22 protein-coding genes are annotated in these 19,364 nt (G+C 57.7%); 7 read left to right on the top strand and 15 right to left on the bottom strand.

The window, feature by feature from the left end:
- Positions 1–58: 58 nt before the first annotated feature.
- The 5 genes from AABB29_RS18540 to AABB29_RS18520 all read right to left on the bottom strand — a co-directional run bounded on the left by AABB29_RS18540 (position 59) and on the right by AABB29_RS18520 (position 3,750).
- Positions 59–784, bottom strand: coding sequence for a transporter substrate-binding domain-containing protein (locus AABB29_RS18540; protein WP_341365505.1), 726 nt, complete (start codon positions 782–784; stop codon positions 59–61).
- Positions 785–905: 121 nt separating this feature from the next.
- Positions 906–1,679, bottom strand: coding sequence for an amino acid ABC transporter ATP-binding protein (locus tag AABB29_RS18535; RefSeq protein WP_341365506.1), 774 nt, complete (start codon positions 1,677–1,679; stop codon positions 906–908).
- An 87-nt stretch (positions 1,680–1,766) separates the two neighbouring features.
- A complete protein-coding gene (locus AABB29_RS18530) occupies positions 1,767–2,519 on the bottom strand; it encodes a PhnD/SsuA/transferrin family substrate-binding protein (RefSeq protein ID WP_341365507.1) in 753 nt (250 codons plus the stop codon).
- Positions 2,516–2,953, bottom strand: a complete 438-nt coding sequence (locus tag AABB29_RS18525; RefSeq protein ID WP_341365508.1) for a TerB family tellurite resistance protein — start codon at positions 2,951–2,953, stop codon at positions 2,516–2,518. Before AABB29_RS18525 ends, AABB29_RS18530 begins: the two co-directional genes overlap by 4 nt.
- Positions 2,954–2,958: 5 nt before the next feature.
- Positions 2,959–3,750, bottom strand: a complete 792-nt coding sequence (locus AABB29_RS18520) for a 23S rRNA (adenine(2030)-N(6))-methyltransferase RlmJ (RefSeq protein ID WP_373636925.1) — start codon at positions 3,748–3,750, stop codon at positions 2,959–2,961.
- A gap of 118 nt (positions 3,751–3,868) precedes the next feature.
- Here AABB29_RS18520 and AABB29_RS18515 point away from each other — a divergent pair, with 118 nt between their 5' ends.
- Positions 3,869–4,615, top strand: a complete 747-nt coding sequence (locus AABB29_RS18515; protein WP_341365509.1) for a MipA/OmpV family protein — start codon at positions 3,869–3,871, stop codon at positions 4,613–4,615.
- On the opposite strand, the gene AABB29_RS18510 is transcribed toward AABB29_RS18515, so the two are convergent.
- Entirely contained in the window at positions 4,612–5,031 is a 420-nt protein-coding gene (locus tag AABB29_RS18510; protein ID WP_341365510.1) for an MAPEG family protein, read from the bottom strand. The genes AABB29_RS18515 and AABB29_RS18510 overlap by 4 nt on opposite strands.
- Positions 5,032–5,144: 113 nt before the next feature.
- Here AABB29_RS18510 and AABB29_RS18505 point away from each other — a divergent pair, with 113 nt between their 5' ends.
- A complete protein-coding gene (locus tag AABB29_RS18505) occupies positions 5,145–5,741 on the top strand; it encodes a TetR/AcrR family transcriptional regulator (protein WP_341365511.1) in 597 nt (198 codons plus the stop codon).
- Between the two features lie 9 nt (positions 5,742–5,750).
- Here the strand turns inward: AABB29_RS18505 and AABB29_RS18500 are convergent, their stop codons facing one another.
- The 5 genes from AABB29_RS18500 to AABB29_RS18480 all read right to left on the bottom strand — a co-directional run bounded on the left by AABB29_RS18500 (position 5,751) and on the right by AABB29_RS18480 (position 9,595).
- Complete coding sequence (locus tag AABB29_RS18500; protein WP_341365512.1) at positions 5,751–6,047, bottom strand: pentapeptide repeat-containing protein; 297 nt, start codon at positions 6,045–6,047, stop codon at positions 5,751–5,753.
- Positions 6,048–6,315: 268 nt separating this feature from the next.
- A complete protein-coding gene (locus AABB29_RS18495; RefSeq protein ID WP_341365513.1) occupies positions 6,316–6,819 on the bottom strand; it encodes a GNAT family N-acetyltransferase in 504 nt (167 codons plus the stop codon).
- A gap of 146 nt (positions 6,820–6,965) precedes the next feature.
- Positions 6,966–8,609 carry a CTP synthase gene (locus tag AABB29_RS18490; protein WP_341365514.1) on the bottom strand — a complete coding sequence of 548 codons (1,644 nt, stop codon included), beginning with the start codon at positions 8,607–8,609 and terminating at the stop codon, positions 6,966–6,968.
- Between the two features lie 158 nt (positions 8,610–8,767).
- Positions 8,768–9,121 (bottom strand): preprotein translocase subunit SecG, encoded by a 354-nt coding sequence (gene secG, locus AABB29_RS18485; protein ID WP_341365515.1) that lies wholly within the window; start codon positions 9,119–9,121, stop codon positions 8,768–8,770.
- Between the two features lie 78 nt (positions 9,122–9,199).
- The gene (locus AABB29_RS18480; RefSeq protein WP_341365516.1) at positions 9,200–9,595 is read right to left on the bottom strand and encodes a DUF6524 family protein; all 396 of its coding nucleotides are present in this window, start codon (positions 9,593–9,595) and stop codon (positions 9,200–9,202) included.
- Between the two features lie 153 nt (positions 9,596–9,748).
- Between AABB29_RS18480 and AABB29_RS18475 the strand changes: the two genes are divergently transcribed.
- A complete protein-coding gene (locus tag AABB29_RS18475; protein ID WP_341365517.1) occupies positions 9,749–11,041 on the top strand; it encodes an adenylosuccinate synthase in 1,293 nt (430 codons plus the stop codon).
- A gap of 4 nt (positions 11,042–11,045) precedes the next feature.
- The gene (locus tag AABB29_RS18470) at positions 11,046–11,267 is read left to right on the top strand and encodes a DUF2842 domain-containing protein (RefSeq protein WP_341365518.1); all 222 of its coding nucleotides are present in this window, start codon (positions 11,046–11,048) and stop codon (positions 11,265–11,267) included.
- 93 nt (positions 11,268–11,360) lie between these two features.
- Here AABB29_RS18470 and AABB29_RS18465 read toward each other — a convergent pair whose 3' ends face one another.
- Entirely contained in the window at positions 11,361–13,160 is a 1,800-nt protein-coding gene (locus AABB29_RS18465) for a hypothetical protein (RefSeq protein WP_373636677.1), read from the bottom strand.
- A 137-nt stretch (positions 13,161–13,297) separates the two neighbouring features.
- On the opposite strand from AABB29_RS18465, the gene AABB29_RS18460 reads away from it, so the two are divergent.
- Positions 13,298–13,966 carry a thiamine diphosphokinase gene (locus AABB29_RS18460; protein WP_373636676.1) on the top strand — a complete coding sequence of 223 codons (669 nt, stop codon included), beginning with the start codon at positions 13,298–13,300 and terminating at the stop codon, positions 13,964–13,966.
- On the opposite strand, the gene AABB29_RS18455 is transcribed toward AABB29_RS18460, so the two are convergent.
- From AABB29_RS18455 to AABB29_RS18445, 3 genes are read right to left on the bottom strand one after another with little or no spacing between them, the layout of a single operon-like run.
- Positions 13,908–14,819 (bottom strand): DMT family transporter, encoded by a 912-nt coding sequence (locus tag AABB29_RS18455; protein WP_341365522.1) that lies wholly within the window; start codon positions 14,817–14,819, stop codon positions 13,908–13,910. The two genes, AABB29_RS18460 and AABB29_RS18455, sit on opposite strands and share 59 nt — an antisense overlap.
- 46 nt (positions 14,820–14,865) lie before the next feature.
- Positions 14,866–16,239: an L-serine ammonia-lyase gene (locus AABB29_RS18450; protein ID WP_373636675.1), complete on the bottom strand. Its 1,374-nt coding sequence runs from the start codon at positions 16,237–16,239 to the stop codon at positions 14,866–14,868.
- Positions 16,239–16,925: a glutathione S-transferase family protein gene (locus tag AABB29_RS18445; protein ID WP_341365523.1), complete on the bottom strand. Its 687-nt coding sequence runs from the start codon at positions 16,923–16,925 to the stop codon at positions 16,239–16,241. The genes AABB29_RS18450 and AABB29_RS18445 overlap by 1 nt, the downstream gene beginning before the upstream one ends.
- Positions 16,926–17,115: 190 nt before the next feature.
- Here AABB29_RS18445 and rpiA point away from each other — a divergent pair, with 190 nt between their 5' ends.
- The gene (gene rpiA, locus AABB29_RS18440; RefSeq protein ID WP_341365524.1) at positions 17,116–17,904 is read left to right on the top strand and encodes a ribose-5-phosphate isomerase RpiA; all 789 of its coding nucleotides are present in this window, start codon (positions 17,116–17,118) and stop codon (positions 17,902–17,904) included.
- A 37-nt stretch (positions 17,905–17,941) separates the two neighbouring features.
- Positions 17,942–19,297 (top strand): glutathione-disulfide reductase, encoded by a 1,356-nt coding sequence (gene gor, locus AABB29_RS18435; protein WP_341365525.1) that lies wholly within the window; start codon positions 17,942–17,944, stop codon positions 19,295–19,297.
- Positions 19,298–19,364 lie beyond the last annotated feature (67 nt).

Genomic DNA, 19,364 nt, shown 5'->3' with positions numbered 1-19,364 from the left:
TGGGTCGAAAAAGGCGTTTGGTCGCGCCCCGGCAGCTTTGGCCGGGGCGCGTTCTGTATCAGAATGTTTCGCTGCCAGGCAGCCATTTTGTAATCAGAGCATTCAGCGTACCGTCTTCTTTCATTGAGGCGATCGCAGCCGAGAACTTATCGCGCAGTTCGGTGTCTGACTGGCGGAAGCCCATGCCGATCCCGCCGCCGATCAAGACATTGTCGCCAACGAAGCTAAGCTCTGGATCTGCATCTGCAAAAGGCACCAGAAAGGCGTTATCGGCCAGAACCGCATCCGCTTCGCCGTTTTTCACAGCAGCAATAGTTTCGTCTGGTGTTGCAAATTCCAGCAGCGTTGCGCCTTCAAGGCTCGCAACATAGCTGGCCTGGATGGTGCCGGTCTGGGCTGCGATCACGCTGGAGGCCGGATCGATTTCGGTCATTGCCAGATAAGAGGATGGATCAGGCAATGTGTATTGCTCAGAGAAGTCGATGACTTCCATGCGTTCTTCGGTGATGGACATACCGGCGATGATCGCATCGTAATTGCCTGAAACCAGGTTCGGAATGATGCTGTCCCATTCATTGGTCACCCATTCACAGGTCAGCTCAGCGCGCAGGCAAAGCTCATCGCCCAGCTCGCGTTCGAACCCATCAACATCGCCTGCGTCGTTGATAAAGTTATATGGAGGGTAAGCGCCTTCGGTGCCCAGACGGACAGTGGCATGTGCATCGGCCATCGCCATATTGCCCAGAAGGGCTAGGGCAGCAGTGCTGAGGATCAGGTTTTTCATTTGTATTCTCCCGGATGTTGAGACTTTGTTTTCGTTGGTAATGGGCCAGATAGGGCGAATTGGCGCCCGGCTCCAGTCCGATGATGCAAATTGAAGGGCTCGGCGCATGGCATTGCGCATCCTAGCTTTGTGTCGCGGACAAAAAACCGCGCAGGCGTTCGGTTTTGGGGTTGCCGAACAGTTCGGCCGGGGGGCCTTGCTCGGCGATTTTTCCTTGGTGCAGAAAGACAACATGATCGCTGACATCAGCTGCCAGTCGCATATCATGGGTCACGATGATCATTGTGCGCCCCTCGGTCGCGAGGTCTTTGATCACTTTGACCACCTCTTGTTCCAATTCGGGGTCGAGCGCGCTGGTCGGTTCGTCAAATAACAGCGCCTTGGGTTCCATGCAAAGCGCGCGCGCAATGGCGGCCCGTTGCTGCTGACCGCCTGAAAGTTGTGCGGGGTACATATCGCATTTATCGCCAATGCCGACCTTGGCCAGATATGTCCGTGCAGTTGCTTCAACCTCGTCCCGGTCGCGTTTCAACACGGTGACCGGCGCCTCCATCACATTTTGCAGGATGGTCATATGTGCCCAAAGGTTGAATTGCTGGAAAACCATAGACAGGTTTGTCCGAATTCGGGTGACTTGCGCATGATCACCAGGTTGCCTGCTGGCGCCGTGACCCTTCCAGGTGACTGCCTCGCCGCAGAACAGCACATCACCTTCCTGGCTGTCCTCAAGCAGATTGGCGCAGCGCAGGATGGTGGATTTGCCGGACCCAGATGAGCCGATCATTGAGATCACATGGCCCGCAGGTGCAGTGATGTCGACGCCTTTGATAACTTCAAGATCACCATAGGCTTTGTGCAGATTGCGTATTTCAATAACAGGTTGGGTGGCTGACACGTCTTGGGGCCGCTTTTGTTGTTCTGCAGGCCAATAGGACCTAGTTTGGCGCCATTTGCAACGGCTGATCGTGTTTGTTGGCCTGCGTTAACGCCTGAAACTGTCCGGCGTGGGCGGAATGGGGTGATCATAGGCGGCACGCGGGATGTCGCTGATGCCCTTGATCCCCAGCACGGCCCGGTCGGGATCGGGCATGGCTGCAATCGCCGCGCGCAAGGCGCCGGCAATCGCCGCGGCATCCTGCCCCTTTGCGGTAATAAAGGGCAGGCCGGGGTTGGGCCGGGTGCGATGCACGATCTGGCACCCTTCACCCTCGCCTGCGTTTTCGATCATACGCCATGTCACCGCATCAATGGCGGCGAAATCAGCCTCGCCCGCGCGGACGGCCATCATTGAGGCCCGGTGGCTGCCAGTGCGGATCAACGGGCCGCTAAGCACATGCGGGGCCTCAAGCGCCAGCGCCGCCCAGCCTGACTGTGAAAGCGGTTCGTTATAGGCAAAGCGCGCTTTGGCAAAGGTCGAAAGCCGGGTGCGCGTGTCATCGGCGCGGGCAATGACGACGCTGCAATAATGACCGGGCGGGCAGCCTGCGATCCCGTAATCTGGGGTGCCAAGGATTTGCACCTTGTCCCAAAGCACCGCCCGCAGCGGCAGCCCGCAGGTTTGCGACAGGACAAGTGCGGGATCGCACCAATGGGGGATCAATTCACCGGGCAGCAGCGTCAGATGGTCTGGCGCCGCGATACCGGCGCTGCGCAGCCTATCGCGGATACCTGCCCAGAGCCGCCCATCCGCATCTGCCGTATGGGGCGATGCGTACATGGGCAGGCTGGCGATCATCCCTTACTGACACGCAGCCGGGCTGCGTTGCTATCCTGATCTGAAACGCCCAAAAGCGATGCGGTCATCCGCATCAGGCTGTTTTCCTCATCATCGCGCACCCCGTCCGCCAGCACGACGCGCCACATGGCTGCAATCACAGCAACGCGGTCTTCGTAGTCGACGGCATCCTTGATCGCCCGCGTAAAGCGGACAGTGTCAGGGGCTTCGGCCTCAAGCGCCTCGGCTTGCGCGCGCAAACCAGCGGCCTCATCCGCATCCATATTGTAGCGGGCCATCAGCGATTGGTCGATTTGGTCGATTTCGATATCGGCATAATCCCCGTCAGAGCGGGCAAGGCGGACCAGCAAGGCCGCCAATGCGATGCGCGCATCCGGTTCGGGAAGTCTTTGGGGTTCGGGGGCGGTCAACCGCCGGATCAGATCACTTAACATGAGCCCTACATAAGCGCAGATCGGTTGTCTTGAAAGAGCCGGGATATCCGTGCTGCCTCATCAGCGAAGCCATAGGGCGGATTGACCACAAAAAGCCCCGATCCAATCATCCGGTGCCCGGGCCGGGCAGGGGGGAAGGATACCTCATGCACCAACCCATCGGGGATGGCCTGCTTTAAGGCCCTGATCATGGGCTTATGGGGCGCATCGGTCAGGATCGGATACCAGAGCATCAAGACCCCGACACCCCATTTGCGGTGCAACTGGGCAATAGTTTTGGGAATGGTTTGATAATCTGACTTCACCTCAAATGAGGGATCCATCAGCATGAGCCCCCGCCGCGGATCAGGCGGGCAGACGGATAGCGCCATGTCCCATCCATCGCGCTGTTTCATCACCCCGCCATGGGGCGCCATAGTTGCCTTGAGCGCGGCAAATTCCTGCGGGTGCAGCTCGCTGAGGTGGATATTATCCATCGGGCGCAACAGGGCGGCGGCCACCAGCGGTGAGCCGGGATAGGCATCGCCCCCATGCTGCTGGCGCGTGGCTTGCAAGGCCTGGGCATAGGGGTGATCTGCGGCAAACCAGTCGGCGGCGACGGCGATGCCTTTGGCGGCCTCACCGGTTTTGACAGCTGCCGCATCGGTCAGATCATAAAGCCCGCGCCCGGCATGGGTTTCCAGATAGCTCAGGGGTTTGTCTTTGCGCGTCATATAGGCAATCGCCCAGGCCAGAAGGCTGTGTTTATGCACATCTGCCAGATTTCCAGCGTGATAGCCGTGTTGATAGGACAGCATGCCATAGCCTTTCGAAACTGTTGCGCAGGGGTAGCGCCTTGCTGCGATGGTGCCAAGGGTGTCATTGCTAAATGCGGCTTGCATGTTAAGTCTTTGGGGACATCAGAAAGCTTTGCCCATGCGCCCGATCATTCTTGCCTGCCTTTGCCTGCCGACATTCGCTGCGGCGCAAGATGCCCCAACATCCCCGGGGATCAGTTTTACCTTTGGTGTCGGGCCGCAATCGCGTCCGGCCTATAGCGGATCTGAGACCTATGAAGGCGCGCCGAAATTCCGTTTTTCGCTGCACGCGTTGGAATTTGGACCCATCAGCCGCCAACCGGGAACGCCGCAGGGGCTGCGTTTTCGGCCCTCTTTTGGGATCGTGGGCGCGCGTAGCGCGGATGATCACGATGAATTGTCCGGGCTTGAGGATATCGATCTGTCGCTTGAGCTGGGCGGCGGCGTCAGCTTTACAACACCCGATTACGAGGTTTTCGCCAAGCTGCGCCATGGCGTGACGGGCCATGAGGCACAGATCGCCGAATTTGGCGGCGATCTGTTGTACCGGCCCGCCGCGCAATGGGAACTGAGCATCGGCCCCCGGGTTCTTTGGGGCAGCGAGGATTACGCGCAGACCTATTACGGGGTCAGCGCGGCTGAGAGCGCGGCCAGCAGTTTTGACGCGTTTGAGGCAGGCGCAGGCATTGTCAGCGCCGGTATTGAGGCGGGCGCCCGCTATCAAATCAACGATGTTTGGGGGCTAGAGGGTGCAATCAGCTATGAACAGCTGCAAAACGACGCGGCCGACAGCCCAATCACGCAATCAGCCGATCAGATCGGCGCCAGCCTTGTCGTAACGCGCCGGTTCAGCCTTGGTTTTTAGCCGGCGCGGGTCAGCGTAAAAGCCAGAAAAATGGCTGGGGCCAGCATAGACAGGTAGGTCGTCAACATCGCGACCCCGCGCAGCATCGGGGGGTAGGGGTTTGTCAGCATCGCAAAGGCATGCAGCCAGCGTCCGCCCGCAAAGGCCAGTGCAATGGTCCAGATCCAGGTTCCTTGCGCGCCCGCAAACTCGGCAAGTCCAATCAGGACCAGGGCAAAGGGCGCATATTCCATCAGGTTGCCATGCGCCCGCATCGCTGCGGTTAAACGGGGGTCGGGATGGGGGCCGAAGGCAGCTGCCGTCAGCTCACCCATTTCTTTGCCGACGCGGATGCGTTGCAGCGTCACATTGATTGAGAGCGGCACAGCGAGCGCGGCAAGCAGAATGGCAAGCGTGTAGGTGACCGTAAAATCCATGGCATGAAACTTTCTTCGTTTGTTGATGTGGCGCCAGTATTTTCCAGGCCAAAAGATGTTCAAGAACATCTTTTGATTTTGTGGGATAAGGGAGCAAAGAACAGGATGGACCAATGCCCTACAGCCCAGATCACGCCATAAAATCAAAGGCCCGTATCACCGAAGCGGCCCGGGTTTTGTTTAACAAACATGGGTTTGAAAAGGTGACTATCGATATGGTCATGGAAAAGGCGGGCCTGACCCGGGGCGGGTTTTACCGCCATTTCAAGAATAAAGAGGCGCTTTATGCGGCAGCCGTCCAGAGCTTCTTGATGAATAAGGGGGCTGAATGGCGCAGCGATGCGGGGATCGACACGCGCAACCTGTCGCCGGAAATGGCGCAGCAGATGCTGGATAGTTACCTGTCTACAAAGCACCTTGGCGCGCTTGAAGATCAATGCCCGTTGATCGCATTGCCATCGGATGTGGCGCGGCAAGCGCCGGATGTGCAGCGCGCCTATCAGGAAATTCTGACGGCGATGGTCTGGCTATTTGAATCCACACAAGACGGTGATCCGGCCGCGCAGCGACATCGGGCGCTGACCATGACTGCGCTTTGTGTGGGGGGCATGGTGCTGGCCCGTTCGATCCCGGACTCTGATCTGGCCGAAGAAGTGCGCGCCGCCGCCTATCGGGCCGTGAGCGAGATCAACACGCCAAAGACGCCATAGCTATATGCGTCAGGCCTGTTTTCTGTAGGCTTCAAGCAAAGCGTCGATGGCGATCCCGTCGATCGTGGCCCCGGTCAATCGGCAGTTTGAGATTTCCACACCCGACAAGTTCGCATTCTCAATGCGCGCGGCGGACAGGTTCACATCATTGACCTGCCACCCGGTCATGTTGCTGTCATTGAAGCGTGCGCCTGAGAATTCGATTTGATTGTAGCTGCTTGCCGAAAGATTGACATTGTTAAACGCCGAGGCGGATAGATTGGCATCGTCCGCATCCAATTGTTCCGTTACGCGATGTAGCTTCATGATGATCTCCTACGCTGCTTGCCGCCTTGGCGGCTGTCCCGCGACCATATCAAGATGGTGCCTTTTCGCGAAATCCTCAACCCGGTGCGGCCAAATCTGGAACACTTGGTATCTTTGACGCCATTGGTCGTTTTCCTGAAACCGACCAATGGCGCGCGTCATGCAAAACCGACCCAGACCGGTCATTCATCGTGGTGGCTCATACTTTCGAGATTCGGGACAAAGCACCATTTAGCTGCGGTTGCGCCAAGGACTGTTTTCGGATTGTTCAGCTTGTTGCAGATCGCCGGAAACGTTCACGGTGCATGCCTTCGACTTCCACAAAACCAATCGGTTCAAAGCCGTAGCTTTTGTAAAGTTGCCGGGCTGCTTCGCCTCCTGAGCTACCTGCCGCAAATGTATCAACAAGAAGATCAGACCCTTGCGGAGTGTTCTCCATCGCCGCTGCAACAAGCAATCTACCAATGCCAAACTGGCGAAATTCGGCGGATACAGCGAGCCACCTAATCCAGTGTTTCTTGCCCGCTCCACCCAGTAAAATGCCTCCAGCGAATTTCAGACCGTTCCCTTTGATTTTGGCGCAGTATGCACGGTTCTCTTCGATCTTTCGTTCGAGGATAGTTTCGAATTCTGGCATTGGGCCGAACAACGGCACGACCTCTGAAGCAAGTGTGCTCCACGCAGGCAAGTCGTGTATTTCGGCCAAAGCAATTTGAACTTTCATGGTCAAAATATGATGGAACTGGATCGGCATTCCAACCTGCAATTCCATATCCAGTCGTTCAGTCGACGCGCAGCATCAGTAAGTCTGGGCTCTTTCCAGTCATTCGCCGCATCCCAGGCCAATGTCGGCTTTGCTGGTATGGGGCGATGCTGTGACGTAAAGGTCAAACATATCTGACGTTTCACGCCAAAGGTTTAGACCAAACGCGATACTTCAACAGCCGCCCGCACGAAATCAGCAAATAGCGGATGCGGGGCGAAAGGTTTGGATTTCAGTTCAGGGTGGAACTGCACGCCGATGAACCACGGGTGGTCTTTCCATTCCACGATCTCTGGCAGTTTCCCATCAGGGGACATGCCAGAGAAGGAAAGCCCTGCGTTTTCAAGCACGTCGCGATATTTGACGTCCACCTCATAGCGGTGGCGGTGCCGTTCTTCGATAGCGGTTGCCCCATAGACCTTGGCCACATTCGATCCTTCGGCCAATGTCGCATTATAGGCCCCGAGCCGCATGGTGCCGCCTTTGTCGTCATCAGCTTTGCGGGCCACCTTGTGGTTGCCCTGCACCCATTCTTTGAGGTGGTAGACCACAGGCTCAAACCGCTTTTTCCCAGCTTCATGATCGAATTCTTCTGATCCGGCCTTTTTGACACCGGCCACGTTACGGGCCGCTTCGATCACGGCCATTTGCATGCCAAGACAAATACCTAAGTAGGGGATTTTCTTTTCGCGGGCGAATTGGGCGGCTTTGATCTTGCCCTCGGTGCCGCGCTCGCCAAAGCCGCCGGGGACTAAAATGGCGTGATAACCTTCCAGATGCGGGGTGGCATCGCCTTTGTCGAACAGCTCGGCATCGACCCATTCGATGCGTACCTTGACGCGGTTATGCAAACCGCCATGGGTCAGCGCCTCGGCAATGGATTTATAGGCGTCCTCAAGCTGGGTGTATTTGCCGACAATGGCGACTTTCACCTCGCCTTCGGGGTTATGGATGCGGTCGGACACATCGTGCCAGACGTCCAGTTTGGGCGCAGGCGCAGGCGAGATGCCAAAGGCATCCAGTACGGCCTGATCAAGGCCCTGATCGTGATAGGCCAGCGGGGCCTCGTAGATCGACTTCAGATCATAGGCGGCCACCACGGCCTCTTTCCGGACATTGCAGAACAGGGCGATCTTTTCGCGCTCTTTTTCAGGGATCGGCTGCTCGGACCGGCAAACCAGAATGTCTGGGGCGATCCCGATGGATTGCAGTTCCTTCACGCTGTGCTGGGTCGGCTTCGTCTTCAATTCACCGCTCGCGGCCAGATAGGGCAGCAGGGTCAGATGCATGAAGATGCACTGCCCGCGCGGCTTGTCATGGGCGAATTGGCGGATGGCCTCAAAGAAGGGAAGCCCTTCGATATCGCCGACGGTGCCGCCAATCTCGCACAGCATGAAATCCACCTCATCTTCGCCGATGCTGATGAAGTCTTTGATTTCATTGGTTACATGGGGGACGACCTGAATGGTCTTGCCCAGATAATCGCCGCGCCGTTCCTTTTCGAGCACGTTGGAATAAATGCGCCCCGAACTGACCGAATCCGTTTTGCGCGCCGGCACGCCGGTGAATCGTTCGTAATGTCCAAGGTCCAGATCGGTTTCGGCCCCGTCATCGGTGACGAAAACCTCGCCGTGTTCAAATGGCGACATCGTGCCGGGATCGACGTTCAAATACGGGTCAAGCTTGCGCAGACGGACCGAATAGCCGCGCGCCTGCAGCAATGCGCCCAGTGCAGCCGAGGCAAGCCCCTTGCCAAGCGAGGAGACAACGCCGCCAGTAATGAAAATGAATCGCGCCATTGGCTGGGGTCTCCCGTGAAATTGTCCAAAACAGTGGGTAAACGAATCTTAAAATTCGCATCATCACGGGATTTGACGTGTAGTGGATTCGGCGGCAAAACGCAACCGCCGACGCAATATGATGTTGCCCAAAGTCGCCCCCGGGCCACGTGTTGTGGTTAGTCGCCGGTCGGGACGAGCGGTTCGTCACTTTGGCTTGGGGGCAGCAGACTGTCGCCAAATCCGGTATCCGGAACGTCCTCTTCACCGGTGATGTCGCCAACCCGATCCGCAACCGAAGACCCTGCTGTTTCGCTTGCAGAAATCAGCGTCAGCCCGATGGATGTACAGATAAAAGCAATGGCCAGCATCCAGGTGAATTTGCTCATCGCTGTAGGGGCCGGACGTCCGCCTGTGGCCCCGCCACCGCCGCCGCCCATGCCAAGGCCGCCACCCTCAGAGCGCTGCAAAAGCACAGTGCCGATCAGGCTGAGCGCCAGGATCAGATGGATGATAAGGACGACATTTTCCATTTCAGGCCTTTCGGGGCGGTCACGAACAAGCGGTATCTAAAAGCTGAGGCCTGATCCCGCAACCCCCCAAACGCGGGGTTATTCGTCAACGTCATCCATATCGGCCTGGCCAGAGAGCTTGCGGCGCACAATCGACCAGCTCAGCCCGATGGCCAAAACCATCGATAGCGCAAAAATCGCGATCCAGGTGTTGATGGTCGGATTGTCCAGGCTGATCATCCCTTGATCGAACAGCACCCATATCAAGGTGCCAACAACCGCCAGCACAAGCACCATCCCAAAGATCCCGATCGAGCGCAGCGTGGCGCGCAGGTAAATAATATAGCCGACCAGCAGGACCAGGGCGAACAGGACCGTGACAGACAGGCTGGTTTCGTAGTTTGCCATGCTCCAGCGCACGAAATTCCATTGGGTTGGATTATAAGTGGCGGCGAGCAGAATGAATGCAAACACCCAGCGGATCAGGAAACCCATGATAATTCTCACTTCTTTGAATTTGCCCGACAATGCCGTCTGACAGGATTGATGTCTAGGGCCGGTCGCGCTGGCCATGTGTAAATTAGCGGTTTCCCACGGCCCCCCGCAAGGATATAGGGGGCACGCTAATTCCTGAAGGGGCAAAGATTTATGGCAAATGTTGTGGTCGTTGGTGCGCAATGGGGCGATGAAGGCAAGGGCAAGATCGTTGACTGGCTGTCCGAACGAGCCGATGTGATTGCCCGGTTCCAGGGCGGGCATAATGCGGGTCATACGTTGGTCATCGATGCGGCGGTCTACAAACTGCACGCGCTGCCGTCGGGTGTCGTGCGCGGCGGCAAATTGTCCGTGATCGGCAATGGTGTTGTCCTGGACCCGTGGCATTTGATCAAGGAAATTGAGACGCTGCGCGGCCAGGGCGTATCGATCACGCCTCAGACACTGATGATCGCGGAAAACACCCCTCTAATCCTGCCCTTCCATGGTGAGCTGGACCGTGCGCGGGAAAATCAGAACTCTGTTGCGAAGATTGGCACGACCGGGCGCGGCATTGGACCCTGCTACGAAGACAAAGTTGGCCGCCGCGTGATCCGTGTGGCTGATCTGGCCGATGCCGCCACGCTTGAGCTGCGTGTTGACCGTGCCCTGGTGCACCATGATGCGCTGCGCCGCGGGTTGGGTCTTGAGCCGATTGATCGCGATGCAATCCTTGCCGAACTGCGCCAGATTGCGCCTGAGATTTTGCAATATGCCGCCCCGGTCTGGAAGGTGCTGAATGAAAAGCGCAAAGCCGGGAAACGGATTTTGTTTGAAGGGGCGCAGGGCGCGCTGCTTGATATTGATTTCGGCACTTATCCCTTCGTGACATCATCCAACGTGATTGCAGGCCAGGCGGCAACAGGCGTTGGCATGGGCCCCGGCGCGATTGATTTCGTTTTGGGGATCGTCAAAGCCTACACGACCCGCGTTGGCGAAGGCCCGTTCCCGACCGAATTGGACGACGCCGATGGCCAACGTCTTGGCGAACGGGGGCATGAGTTTGGCACGACGACAGGCCGGAAACGGCGTTGCGGCTGGTTTGATGCCTGTCTGGTCCGCCAGACCTGTGCGACATCAGGTGTGTCTGGTATCTCATTGACCAAGCTGGATGTTCTGGATGGGTTTGAGACACTGAAAATCTGCGTCGGGTATGAGCTGGATGGCGAAACGCTGGATTATCTGCCGACGGCCGCCGATCAACAGGCGCGGTGCAAGCCGATCTATGAAGAAATTGAAGGCTGGTCGGAATCCACGGAAGGTGCGCGCTCTTGGGCGGATTTGCCTGCTCAAGCGATCAAATATGTGCGCCGCATCGAAGAGTTGATCGATTGTCCGGTCGCCCTAGTTTCTACCTCGCCAGAACGGGACGACACAATTCTGGTGACGGATCCATTCGCGGACTAAGATAATGCGGTACAAGGCACGTAAACGTCTGGCACTGTTTGTGCTGGTGGTGGGGCTTCCGGCCTATATCGTTGTGGCCGCAACGATTATGAGCCAGGCCTCGCGCTTTCCGCTTGCACTGGAACTGCTGACCTACATCGTACTGGGCATCGGTTGGGTCTTCCCACTGAAGCGGGTCTTTATCGGGATCGGTCAAGTCGATCCGGACGCCGAAAACGATCAGTAGATTTAGCAGGCTTCGCCCGTCGGGCACGCGCCATGGCAAAAACAAAAACGGCGGGGCAATGCCCCGCCGTTTTGTCGTAAATGGTGCCAGCCTTTAGCCTTGTGCGGCCTTGCCTTCAGGGACAAAGCGCGTGTCGGGTGCGACCCGGAAACGGCCATTTTCCAGTTTGGCCAGCCGGTTCAACCGCAACAGTTTCCCGAACGCACGCAAGCCGTCCTCGCGCGAAAATTCCTTCGCGGACGCAGACTGTACCTTTTTCATGACTTGCGGACGTGAAAAGTCATCCTCGCCCTGCACGATGCAGATATAAGCAGCTGCAGCTTCAAGCAGATCGGTCAGTTCGGTGGCGCTGTGAGATGCCGCAAATTCAGCAAAACCATCCTTGGTCACTGGCCCCGCGTCTTTCGCAGCAGCAATCTGGCGCAGCCGGTCAGATGCGGCATCAGACGTGTTTGCCGCCTGGGATGATACAAGCTTCAGCGGGGCAGGGGCTGGTTTCTCTACGGCGACGGGCTCTTCGATTTCCGGCGCTGCGGGTGCCGGTTCTTCGGCGATGACGGGTTCATCGGCTGCCGCAGGTTCTTCGGCTACGTCGTCAGCGGCCGTATCTTCGACGATTGGCTCCTCGGCGGGTGTTTCGGCCTTTTCCTGCGCTTCTTCAGCGTCAAGCGCGCCCAAATCATCACGGAACACTTCGTTTTTGTCACGCTCGGTTGCGCCGGAATCGCCCAACTGACGCGCGGCCTCGGTCGCTGCAACGGCGGCTTTCAGCTGTGCAAAGGCATCGCGATGGCGGCGGCCCTCAGGCTCGGCCAGATGCTCATCTGTTTGAGACAAGATGCGGGTCATATTCGCATCAACCGTGTCGCGCAGATCGTTGCGCTTGTCCTTTTCAGCGATTTCGCGCTGCGCCTCGGCGATGTCGTCTTGCAGGTCAAAATCATCATCATCGTCACTATTGGATGCGCCAGTCAGCACAAGCGGACCAGTATCTTCTATGACTTCGGGCTCTGCAACCGGATCGGCGGCCTCAAGCGGGGCCTCGTCAGCGAAGCTGTCTTCGACGATCTGATCCTCTTCCGTCAGCTCAAGCGGTCCGCTTGTGTCTTCGGCAGCGGGGGCTTCAGAAACGGGTACATCCTCGGCCTCTTCGGCGGCGAATTCGGCGTCAAGCTCGGCCAGTTCTTCTTCGGACAGATCGTCATCATAGTCATCTTCGTCGTCCAAAGCGATGCCGGCTTCATGGGCCGCATCCTCGGCCTTGCGCGCTGCAAGCTCGGCCAGACGTTTGGCCAACGGATTACCGGGGGCAGCGGTTTCTACCGCCGGGCCGTCATCCTCGGCGAGATCCTCGGTAAAGGCATTGGCGTCATCCTCGGCGGTCTCAGCCGGGGCGGCTTCACCGGCAGGGCGGTCAACAACGGCGCGGATGCGCTGCAATTTGGCCGCAACGCTGTCTTCATCAATGGGAAAGTCAGCGACGTCAGCTGTTGGTGCCTCTTCCGCGATCGTCTCGGCGGTTTCGACATCGTCCTCTTTCTTCAGCACAATTGTATCGGCACCGTCGGACAGCTCATCCTCGGCGATCACGTCTTCAACAAACTCTTCGGCCTCGTCCACTGCATCTGCCGCAGCTTCTGGGATCATGCGCATGCTGACGCTGTTGCCTTCGCCTTCGGCTTCGATGACGCCGCCGGTTTGATCTTCGGTCAGACGGGCCAGCGTATCCATATCGGGGGCTTGCGGTTCCATATCCATAAACCGTTCATGCCCGGCAAGTTCATGGAAATATGACACCACGGTTTTCATCACCTCAACCGAATCGTCAAAGCCTTCGAGGTGGCAAGAAAAATTGCCGTACGATACGGAGAGGATTTTGGAGCTGTCATCCATGTTTTTGCGCGCTTTCTACTGTTTTCGGCTTCTGCCCAGTGGACTCGGGTACATTCGTAATCAAGAACAGATTGAAGTAAGGTTAGGGATCATTTTGTGACCCTTTTGGGGAATGTTTGTGAATAGGGGTGCAATCGATGAAGGCAGAGATCATTGTTTCAAGTGATAAACCAGTTTGTCTTGTCGGCGGAGCAAAGATTGAAAATTCTTCATTTTCGGCGGATTTCCCCTTTGTGAACAGCTTTGTAGCTGTTGATGGCGGGGCAGATCATTTGCTTCGATCCGGGATCACACCTGCCGCAGTCATCGGCGATTTGGACAGTATTTCGGATCAGGCGCGTGCCACTTTTGCCGATCAGCTTTGCCATATTTCAGAACAAGAGACGACCGATTTCGAAAAAGCCCTGATCCGCGTTGCAGCCCCAGCCGTTCTGGCCGTCGGTTTTACCGGGGGGCGGATCGATCACAGTCTTGCCGTTCTCAACGTGATGGCCCGTTATCCAGAACGTGCTGTGTTGCTGGCCGACCCAGACGATGTTTCGTTTATCGCAAGGTCTGATGGCACGGATCTGACCCTGCCTGCCGGTTGCCGTATCTCCCTGATGCCGTTGGCCGACCTTTCAGTCACAGCAACAGGTTTGGAATGGCCGCTGCATGATATGGCGCTTGCCCCGGCGGGAAAGACCAGCGCATCGAATGCTGCCGTGGGCGGTCCAATCCATGTTCAGACTGGCGGGCCGTTGCTGATCACCCTGCCGCGGGCGCATCTGCCGGAGGCCTTGCAAGCCGTCTTTCGCGCAGGATGATATAAAGCCCGGCCCCGATCGTGATGCAGATCCCGACAGCGGCAAGCCCATTGGGCAGTTCTGCAAAAATCAGCCATCCGATCAGTGTGCCAAACGGGATTTCCAGATATTGCATTGGCGCAAGGGTTGAGGCGGGGGCGAAACGCAGGCTCCATGTCATGAACAAATGCGCGACCGTCCCGATCGCACCAAGCGCGAGCAGCATACCCCACACATCTGCGCCCTGCGGCATAAGCGTGGCGTCAGGGCTGGCGGGCATCAGAAAGGCAACCGGCAGCATGATAAGTGTGGCCTGTAAGCCGCTGATTGTTTGTAATTTTATTGGTTCTACGTTGCGCGCAATTTTACGGGTAACCATCATGAACAGTGCAAAGATCACAGCCACCCCAAGCGGCAGCAGGGCGGGATAGCCGACTTGCACGAAATTGGGTTGGATCACCAAGAGCGTGCCAACAAAGCCGACAGCACAGGCGGCCATCCGGTGCAGGCCGACATGCTCATTCATGACGAAATGCCCCAGCAGCAGCATGATAAAGGGCATCACAAACGCGATTGCCAGAGTGTCTGCCAACGGCAAATATTGCAGGGCTTTGAACATCAACCCGATGCCCAGGATGTGCAAAACACTGCGCAAGATCGTCCACCAGAGCAGCCCCTTGGGCAGGGCAAAGCCGCTCCCCGACCACCAGACCAAGGGGGCCAATAAAGCGGCTTGGATCGCAAAGCGCGCCAAGATCAAAACCCCCAGCGCCACGGCCCCGCCCAGCAGTTTTGCCATGCTATCGCCAAGCGGGGCCAGCACGCAAAAAGCCAGCATCAGCATCACACCAAGAAAGGGACGATCATCATTCATCAGCACAGCTTATGGTCGTGGTTCGCAAAGGAAAAGGGTCCTGACCCTAGCAATTCGGCACATTCACGGCGAGCCCGCCAAGGGCGGTTTCCTTGTATTTATCGCTCATATCCGCCCCGGTTTGGCGCATCGTTTCAATGGCTGCATCAAGCGGCACCAAATGCGCGCCGTCACCGCGCAGGGCCAGTGATGCCGCTGAGACAGCTTTGATCGCGCCCAGCCCATTGCGTTCAATGCAGGGCACCTGGACCAGGCCCTTGACCGGATCGCAGGTCATGCCCAGATGGTGCTCTAATGCGATTTCGGCCGCGTTTTCAATCTGTTCAGGCGTGCCGTTCATCACCGCGGCCAGCCCTGCAGCAGCCATCGCGGCAGCGCTGCCGACCTCGGCCTGGCAGCCGCATTCCGCCCCCGAGATTGAGGCATTCACTTTGATCAACCCGCCCACAGCTGCGGCTGTCAGCAGGAATTCGGGCACGCGTGCGGGCGTGGCGCTGGGGACATAATCAAGCCAATAGCGGAGTGTTGCGGGGATCACCCCGGCGGCGCCGTTTGTCGGGGCGGTGACAACCTGACCACCGGCTGCATTTTCTTCATTCACGGCCATCGCAAAGGTTGAAATCACATCATTGATCACATGCGGGGCGACCATGTTCATGCCACGCTCAGCAGCCAAAGCATCATGGATCGCCTTCGCCCGGCGGCGGACATGCAACCCCCCGGGCAATATACCTTCCGTTGTCAGTCCGCGCTGGATACAGGCCTGCATGACCGCCCAAATACGGGCCAGCCCATCATCGACCGCCGTGGCGGTGCGGTGTGCCAGTTCATTGGCGCGCTTCATCTGCGCGATGCTACGACCAGAGTCTGCGGCCATCGTCAGCATCTCGGCAGCGCTTTGAAACGGGAAAGGAACGGGTGTGGCCCTGTCCTGTTTGGGAGGGTTCGCCAGCTCAGCCTCGGTGACAACGAAACCGCCGCCAGTGGAATAATAGATGACCTCGGTAATCACATCGCCTTGGGCATCAGTGCCGCGCAGGATAAGCCCATTGGCATGGCCGGGCAGGGCGGGGCCGTAGTCAAAGATCAGATCCTCTTTGGGGTGAAACCGCAGCGGACCCAGCCCATCGGGCTGCACAACATGGTCTTGCGCGATTTGCGCCAGCGCAGCTTCGGCCTTGGCGGCGTCAAAGCTATCGGGTTGAAAACCTGCGAGGCCCAGGATCACGGCCCGGTCTGTGGCATGGCCGACGCCGGTAAAGGCCAGGCTGCCATGTAGCGCGGCCTGCACCCCGGCCAGTTGGAAAGGTTGGGCGCGCAGGTGATCCAAAAACCGGGCCGCCGCAACCATCGGCCCCATTGTATGGGAAGATGACGGGCCGATCCCGACTTTGAAAATATCGAAAACAGATAGAAACATTAAAGCGCACTGCCCTCTGTTGGCTGACAAGGTCCAGGCGCAGAAAATGGGGTGGGCCCCAACCCTTCGGCCTTGGCGGCGCGCGACGCGGCGGGGCGTGCCTCTTGCCGCTTGGCGAAATCGTAAAGGCGCGGCCAATTTGCCAGCTCGCCTGGCGCTAAGGTCTGGCCATATAGCGTGGCCCAACGCAGCATTGGCCCCAGATAGCAGCCCATAATGCTGGGGCTGTCGGCATCCAGCCAGTCAGCATGGGTGGCATCGTTGAGCAGCGTCAGCTTTTGGCGCACAGTTTGGCGGGTGAAATCACGGAACGTATCGATATCCGCATCGGTATATTGTTTGGGGCAGAACATCATCCGCAAAGCCGGGTGCAGAGTGTTGGACAGCCAGACCATCCATTGCAGCGCATGGGCACGGGCGGGGTCCGCAGGTTGAGGCATCAGCGCGCCATAAGTATCGGCCAGCCAGATCAGAATAGCGGCAGTTTCAAACATCGGACCCTGCGGTGTTTCCAGCACCGGGATCAGACCGTTGGGGTTTAGCGCCAGATAGGCGGGGCTGCGCTGGGCGCGGGCGCTGCGACCAACCAGCTGTGTGGTATAGGGCTGGCCCAGCTCTTCAAGGGCCAGCCGCACACAAAGTGATGCGTTATCAGGGGCATAATGTAGGCAAAGGGGCGTGCTCATGGGCGCAGATTACCCGATGGCGACGCTGCCGAATGCCCAAATACGACATGGTAGCGGGAAAAGGCGCGGTAGGCCGCGCTTTGCGCTTGCACCGATGACGTTGTCCCACATTTGCGTCATCGCGATTTGAGGTCTCGCGCCCGGCTCTTATCTTGCCTATAAGGCGCTGAGCATTTTGCGGAGTTTGTCTATGCCTACGGAATTGTCGCCCATTGATACCGCCAAATTTGTCGCCGCCAAGCAGGCGTGTGAATATGTCGAAAGCGGTATGAAAGTCGGGCTGGGGACCGGCTCAACCGCTGCATGGCTGGTCCAATGCCTGGGCGAGCTGGTGCGTGATGAGGGGCTGAAAATTCAAGGTGTACCCACCTCAAGCCGGACGGCGAAACTGGCCCGGGATGTGGGGATTGATGTCATCACCCTTGATGAGGCGAAATGGCTGGATGTGACCATAGATGGGGCTGACGAATATGACAGCGAGCTCTGCCTGATCAAAGGCGGGGGCGGCGCGCATTTGCAGGAAAAGGTCGTCGCCACAGCCAGCGACCGGATGATTGTCATCGCTGATGCGTCCAAGAAAGTTGACACATTGGGGGCGTTTCCGCTGCCGATTGAGGTATTGCAATTCGGTGCGCGCACCACAGAAGAGCTGGTGGTTGAGACCCTGCGCAATATGGATGTGCTCGGCCGAGATGTGAGCCTGCGCATGGCGGGGGATGCGCCCTTTATCACAGATGAGGGAAATTTCATCTTTGATCTGCATCTTAAACGGATCGGCAATCCACGCCAGATGAGCCTGGCGCTGAACCAAATCCCGGGTGTGGTTGAAAACGGCTTGTTCATTGATATCTGCGACGTGGTGGTTGTCGGCCATGCCAGCGGGCAGGTGGATGTGCGCGACATTACCAATGGCACAAGCGAAGTGATCCGCTTTGATGTGCAGGATGACGAAAATATCTTTGCCGATCTGGCAGACTAAATCCGGTTGCAAGACCGCGCAATGATGGAGCTTTTTGATGCCTTTTGATTATGACCTTTTTGTCATTGGTGGCGGCTCTGGCGGCGTGCGCGCGGCCCGTGTTGCGGCCGCAACCGGGGCCAAGGTTGCGCTGGCCGAAGAATTTCGCATGGGCGGGACCTGTGTGATCCGGGGCTGTGTGCCCAAAAAGCTGATGGTTTTTGCCAGTGGCTATTCGGAAATGTTCGAAGATGCCCGCGCCTACGGCTGGGAGCTGCAGGAAGGCGCGTTTGACTGGACACAGTTCCGCACCAAACTGCATGCTGAGCTGGACCGCCTTGAAGGGATTTATCGGCGCCTTTTGGGCAATTCGGATGTCACGATTTTTGACGCCCGCGCCAGTATCAAAGACCCGCATAGCGTGCAGCTATCGACCGGGCAGACCATTTCGGCCAAGCATATCATTGTTGCCACCGGCGGGCGGCCGGTTGTGCCCGATATTCCGGGCGCTGAACATGGGATCACCTCAAATGACATCTTTCTGCTGGATGAGATGCCAAAGTCGATTCTGATCGTCGGCGGCGGTTATATCGCTTCGGAATTTGCGGGCATCCTGAATGGGCTTGGGGTTGCGGTCACGCAGTTTTACCGGGGCGATCAGATTTTGCGCGGCTTTGATGATGAAGCGCGCAGCGTAGTGGCCGACGGGATGCGCGCCAAGGGCGTGGATTTGCAATTGCAAACCAATGTCGCTCAGATGGAAAAACGCGGTGATGGTATCTGGGTCAAAGACACAAATGGCGTCGAAAAATCCTATGATCAGGTGATGTTCGCAACCGGGCGGGCGCCCAATTCAGACGGGCTTGGGCTGGAAGAGGCCGGGGTCACGCTGGGCCGGGGCGGCGCGATTTTGGTGGATGACTACAGTCAGACCAAGACCCCGTCGATCTTTGCGATCGGGGATGTGACCGACCGGGTGCAGTTGACGCCTGTTGCGATCCGCGAAGGGATGGCCTTTGTCGAAACCGTATTCAAGGGGAACCCGACCAAGGTCGATCACGCCTTGATCCCGTCAGCCGTCTTTACTCAGCCCGAATTGGGCACAGTTGGCCTGACCGAAGAAGAAGCGGGCAAGATCGAACCGGTTGAGATTTACAGCACATCCTTTAAGCCGATGAACCACAGTTTCGCCGGACGCGAAGATCGGGTGCTGATGAAGCTGGTGGTCAGCAAGGCGACGCGGACCGTTCTGGGCTGTCATATTGTCGCAGATCACGCGGGTGAAATGATCCAGCTTGCCGGGATTGCGGTGAAGATGGGGGCGACAAAAGAGGATTTTGACCGTACAGTGGCCGTTCACCCGACCATGGCCGAAGAATTGGTGACAATGAAGGAACCGGTCCGCAGCGCTTGATTTCGGGGCGCCAAGGCACAGATGAGAACAAAATGATCCGCGGCGCGGCGGATGACGATGAAGGGAA

It is taken from the genome of Yoonia sp. BS5-3 (genome assembly GCF_038069655.2).
Classification (GTDB): domain Bacteria; phylum Pseudomonadota; class Alphaproteobacteria; order Rhodobacterales; family Rhodobacteraceae; genus Yoonia; species Yoonia phaeophyticola.
Note: the sequence above shows the minus strand (reverse complement) of the source record. Positions and strands in the feature narration are given on the sequence as shown.

Coding starts and splice junctions, on each gene's coding strand:
- secG (WP_341365515.1), bottom strand. CDS start 9,121: ATGGAAAATGTCGTCCTTATCATCCATCTGATCCTGGCGCTCAGCCTG.
- AABB29_RS18530 (WP_341365507.1), bottom strand. CDS start 2,519: ATGATCGCCAGCCTGCCCATGTACGCATCGCCCCATACGGCAGATGCG.
- gor (WP_341365525.1), top strand. CDS start 17,942: ATGCCTTTTGATTATGACCTTTTTGTCATTGGTGGCGGCTCTGGCGGC.
- AABB29_RS18445 (WP_341365523.1), bottom strand. CDS start 16,925: ATGAGCACGCCCCTTTGCCTACATTATGCCCCTGATAACGCATCACTT.
- AABB29_RS18510 (WP_341365510.1), bottom strand. CDS start 5,031: ATGGATTTTACGGTCACCTACACGCTTGCCATTCTGCTTGCCGCGCTC.
- AABB29_RS18470 (WP_341365518.1), top strand. CDS start 11,046: ATGCGGTACAAGGCACGTAAACGTCTGGCACTGTTTGTGCTGGTGGTG.
- AABB29_RS18540 (WP_341365505.1), bottom strand. CDS start 784: ATGAAAAACCTGATCCTCAGCACTGCTGCCCTAGCCCTTCTGGGCAAT.
- AABB29_RS18480 (WP_341365516.1), bottom strand. CDS start 9,595: ATGGGTTTCCTGATCCGCTGGGTGTTTGCATTCATTCTGCTCGCCGCC.
- AABB29_RS18455 (WP_341365522.1), bottom strand. CDS start 14,819: ATGAATGATGATCGTCCCTTTCTTGGTGTGATGCTGATGCTGGCTTTT.
- AABB29_RS18460 (WP_373636676.1), top strand. CDS start 13,298: ATGAAGGCAGAGATCATTGTTTCAAGTGATAAACCAGTTTGTCTTGTC.
- AABB29_RS18525 (WP_341365508.1), bottom strand. CDS start 2,953: ATGTTAAGTGATCTGATCCGGCGGTTGACCGCCCCCGAACCCCAAAGA.
- AABB29_RS18520 (WP_373636925.1), bottom strand. CDS start 3,750: ATGCTGTCCTATCAACACGGCTATCACGCTGGAAATCTGGCAGATGTG.
- AABB29_RS18495 (WP_341365513.1), bottom strand. CDS start 6,819: ATGGAATTGCAGGTTGGAATGCCGATCCAGTTCCATCATATTTTGACC.
- AABB29_RS18475 (WP_341365517.1), top strand. CDS start 9,749: ATGGCAAATGTTGTGGTCGTTGGTGCGCAATGGGGCGATGAAGGCAAG.
- AABB29_RS18500 (WP_341365512.1), bottom strand. CDS start 6,047: ATGAAGCTACATCGCGTAACGGAACAATTGGATGCGGACGATGCCAAT.
- AABB29_RS18490 (WP_341365514.1), bottom strand. CDS start 8,609: ATGGCGCGATTCATTTTCATTACTGGCGGCGTTGTCTCCTCGCTTGGC.
- AABB29_RS18450 (WP_373636675.1), bottom strand. CDS start 16,239: ATGTTTCTATCTGTTTTCGATATTTTCAAAGTCGGGATCGGCCCGTCA.
- AABB29_RS18465 (WP_373636677.1), bottom strand. CDS start 13,160: ATGGATGACAGCTCCAAAATCCTCTCCGTATCGTACGGCAATTTTTCT.
- AABB29_RS18515 (WP_341365509.1), top strand. CDS start 3,869: ATGCGCCCGATCATTCTTGCCTGCCTTTGCCTGCCGACATTCGCTGCG.
- AABB29_RS18505 (WP_341365511.1), top strand. CDS start 5,145: ATGCCCTACAGCCCAGATCACGCCATAAAATCAAAGGCCCGTATCACC.
- rpiA (WP_341365524.1), top strand. CDS start 17,116: ATGCCTACGGAATTGTCGCCCATTGATACCGCCAAATTTGTCGCCGCC.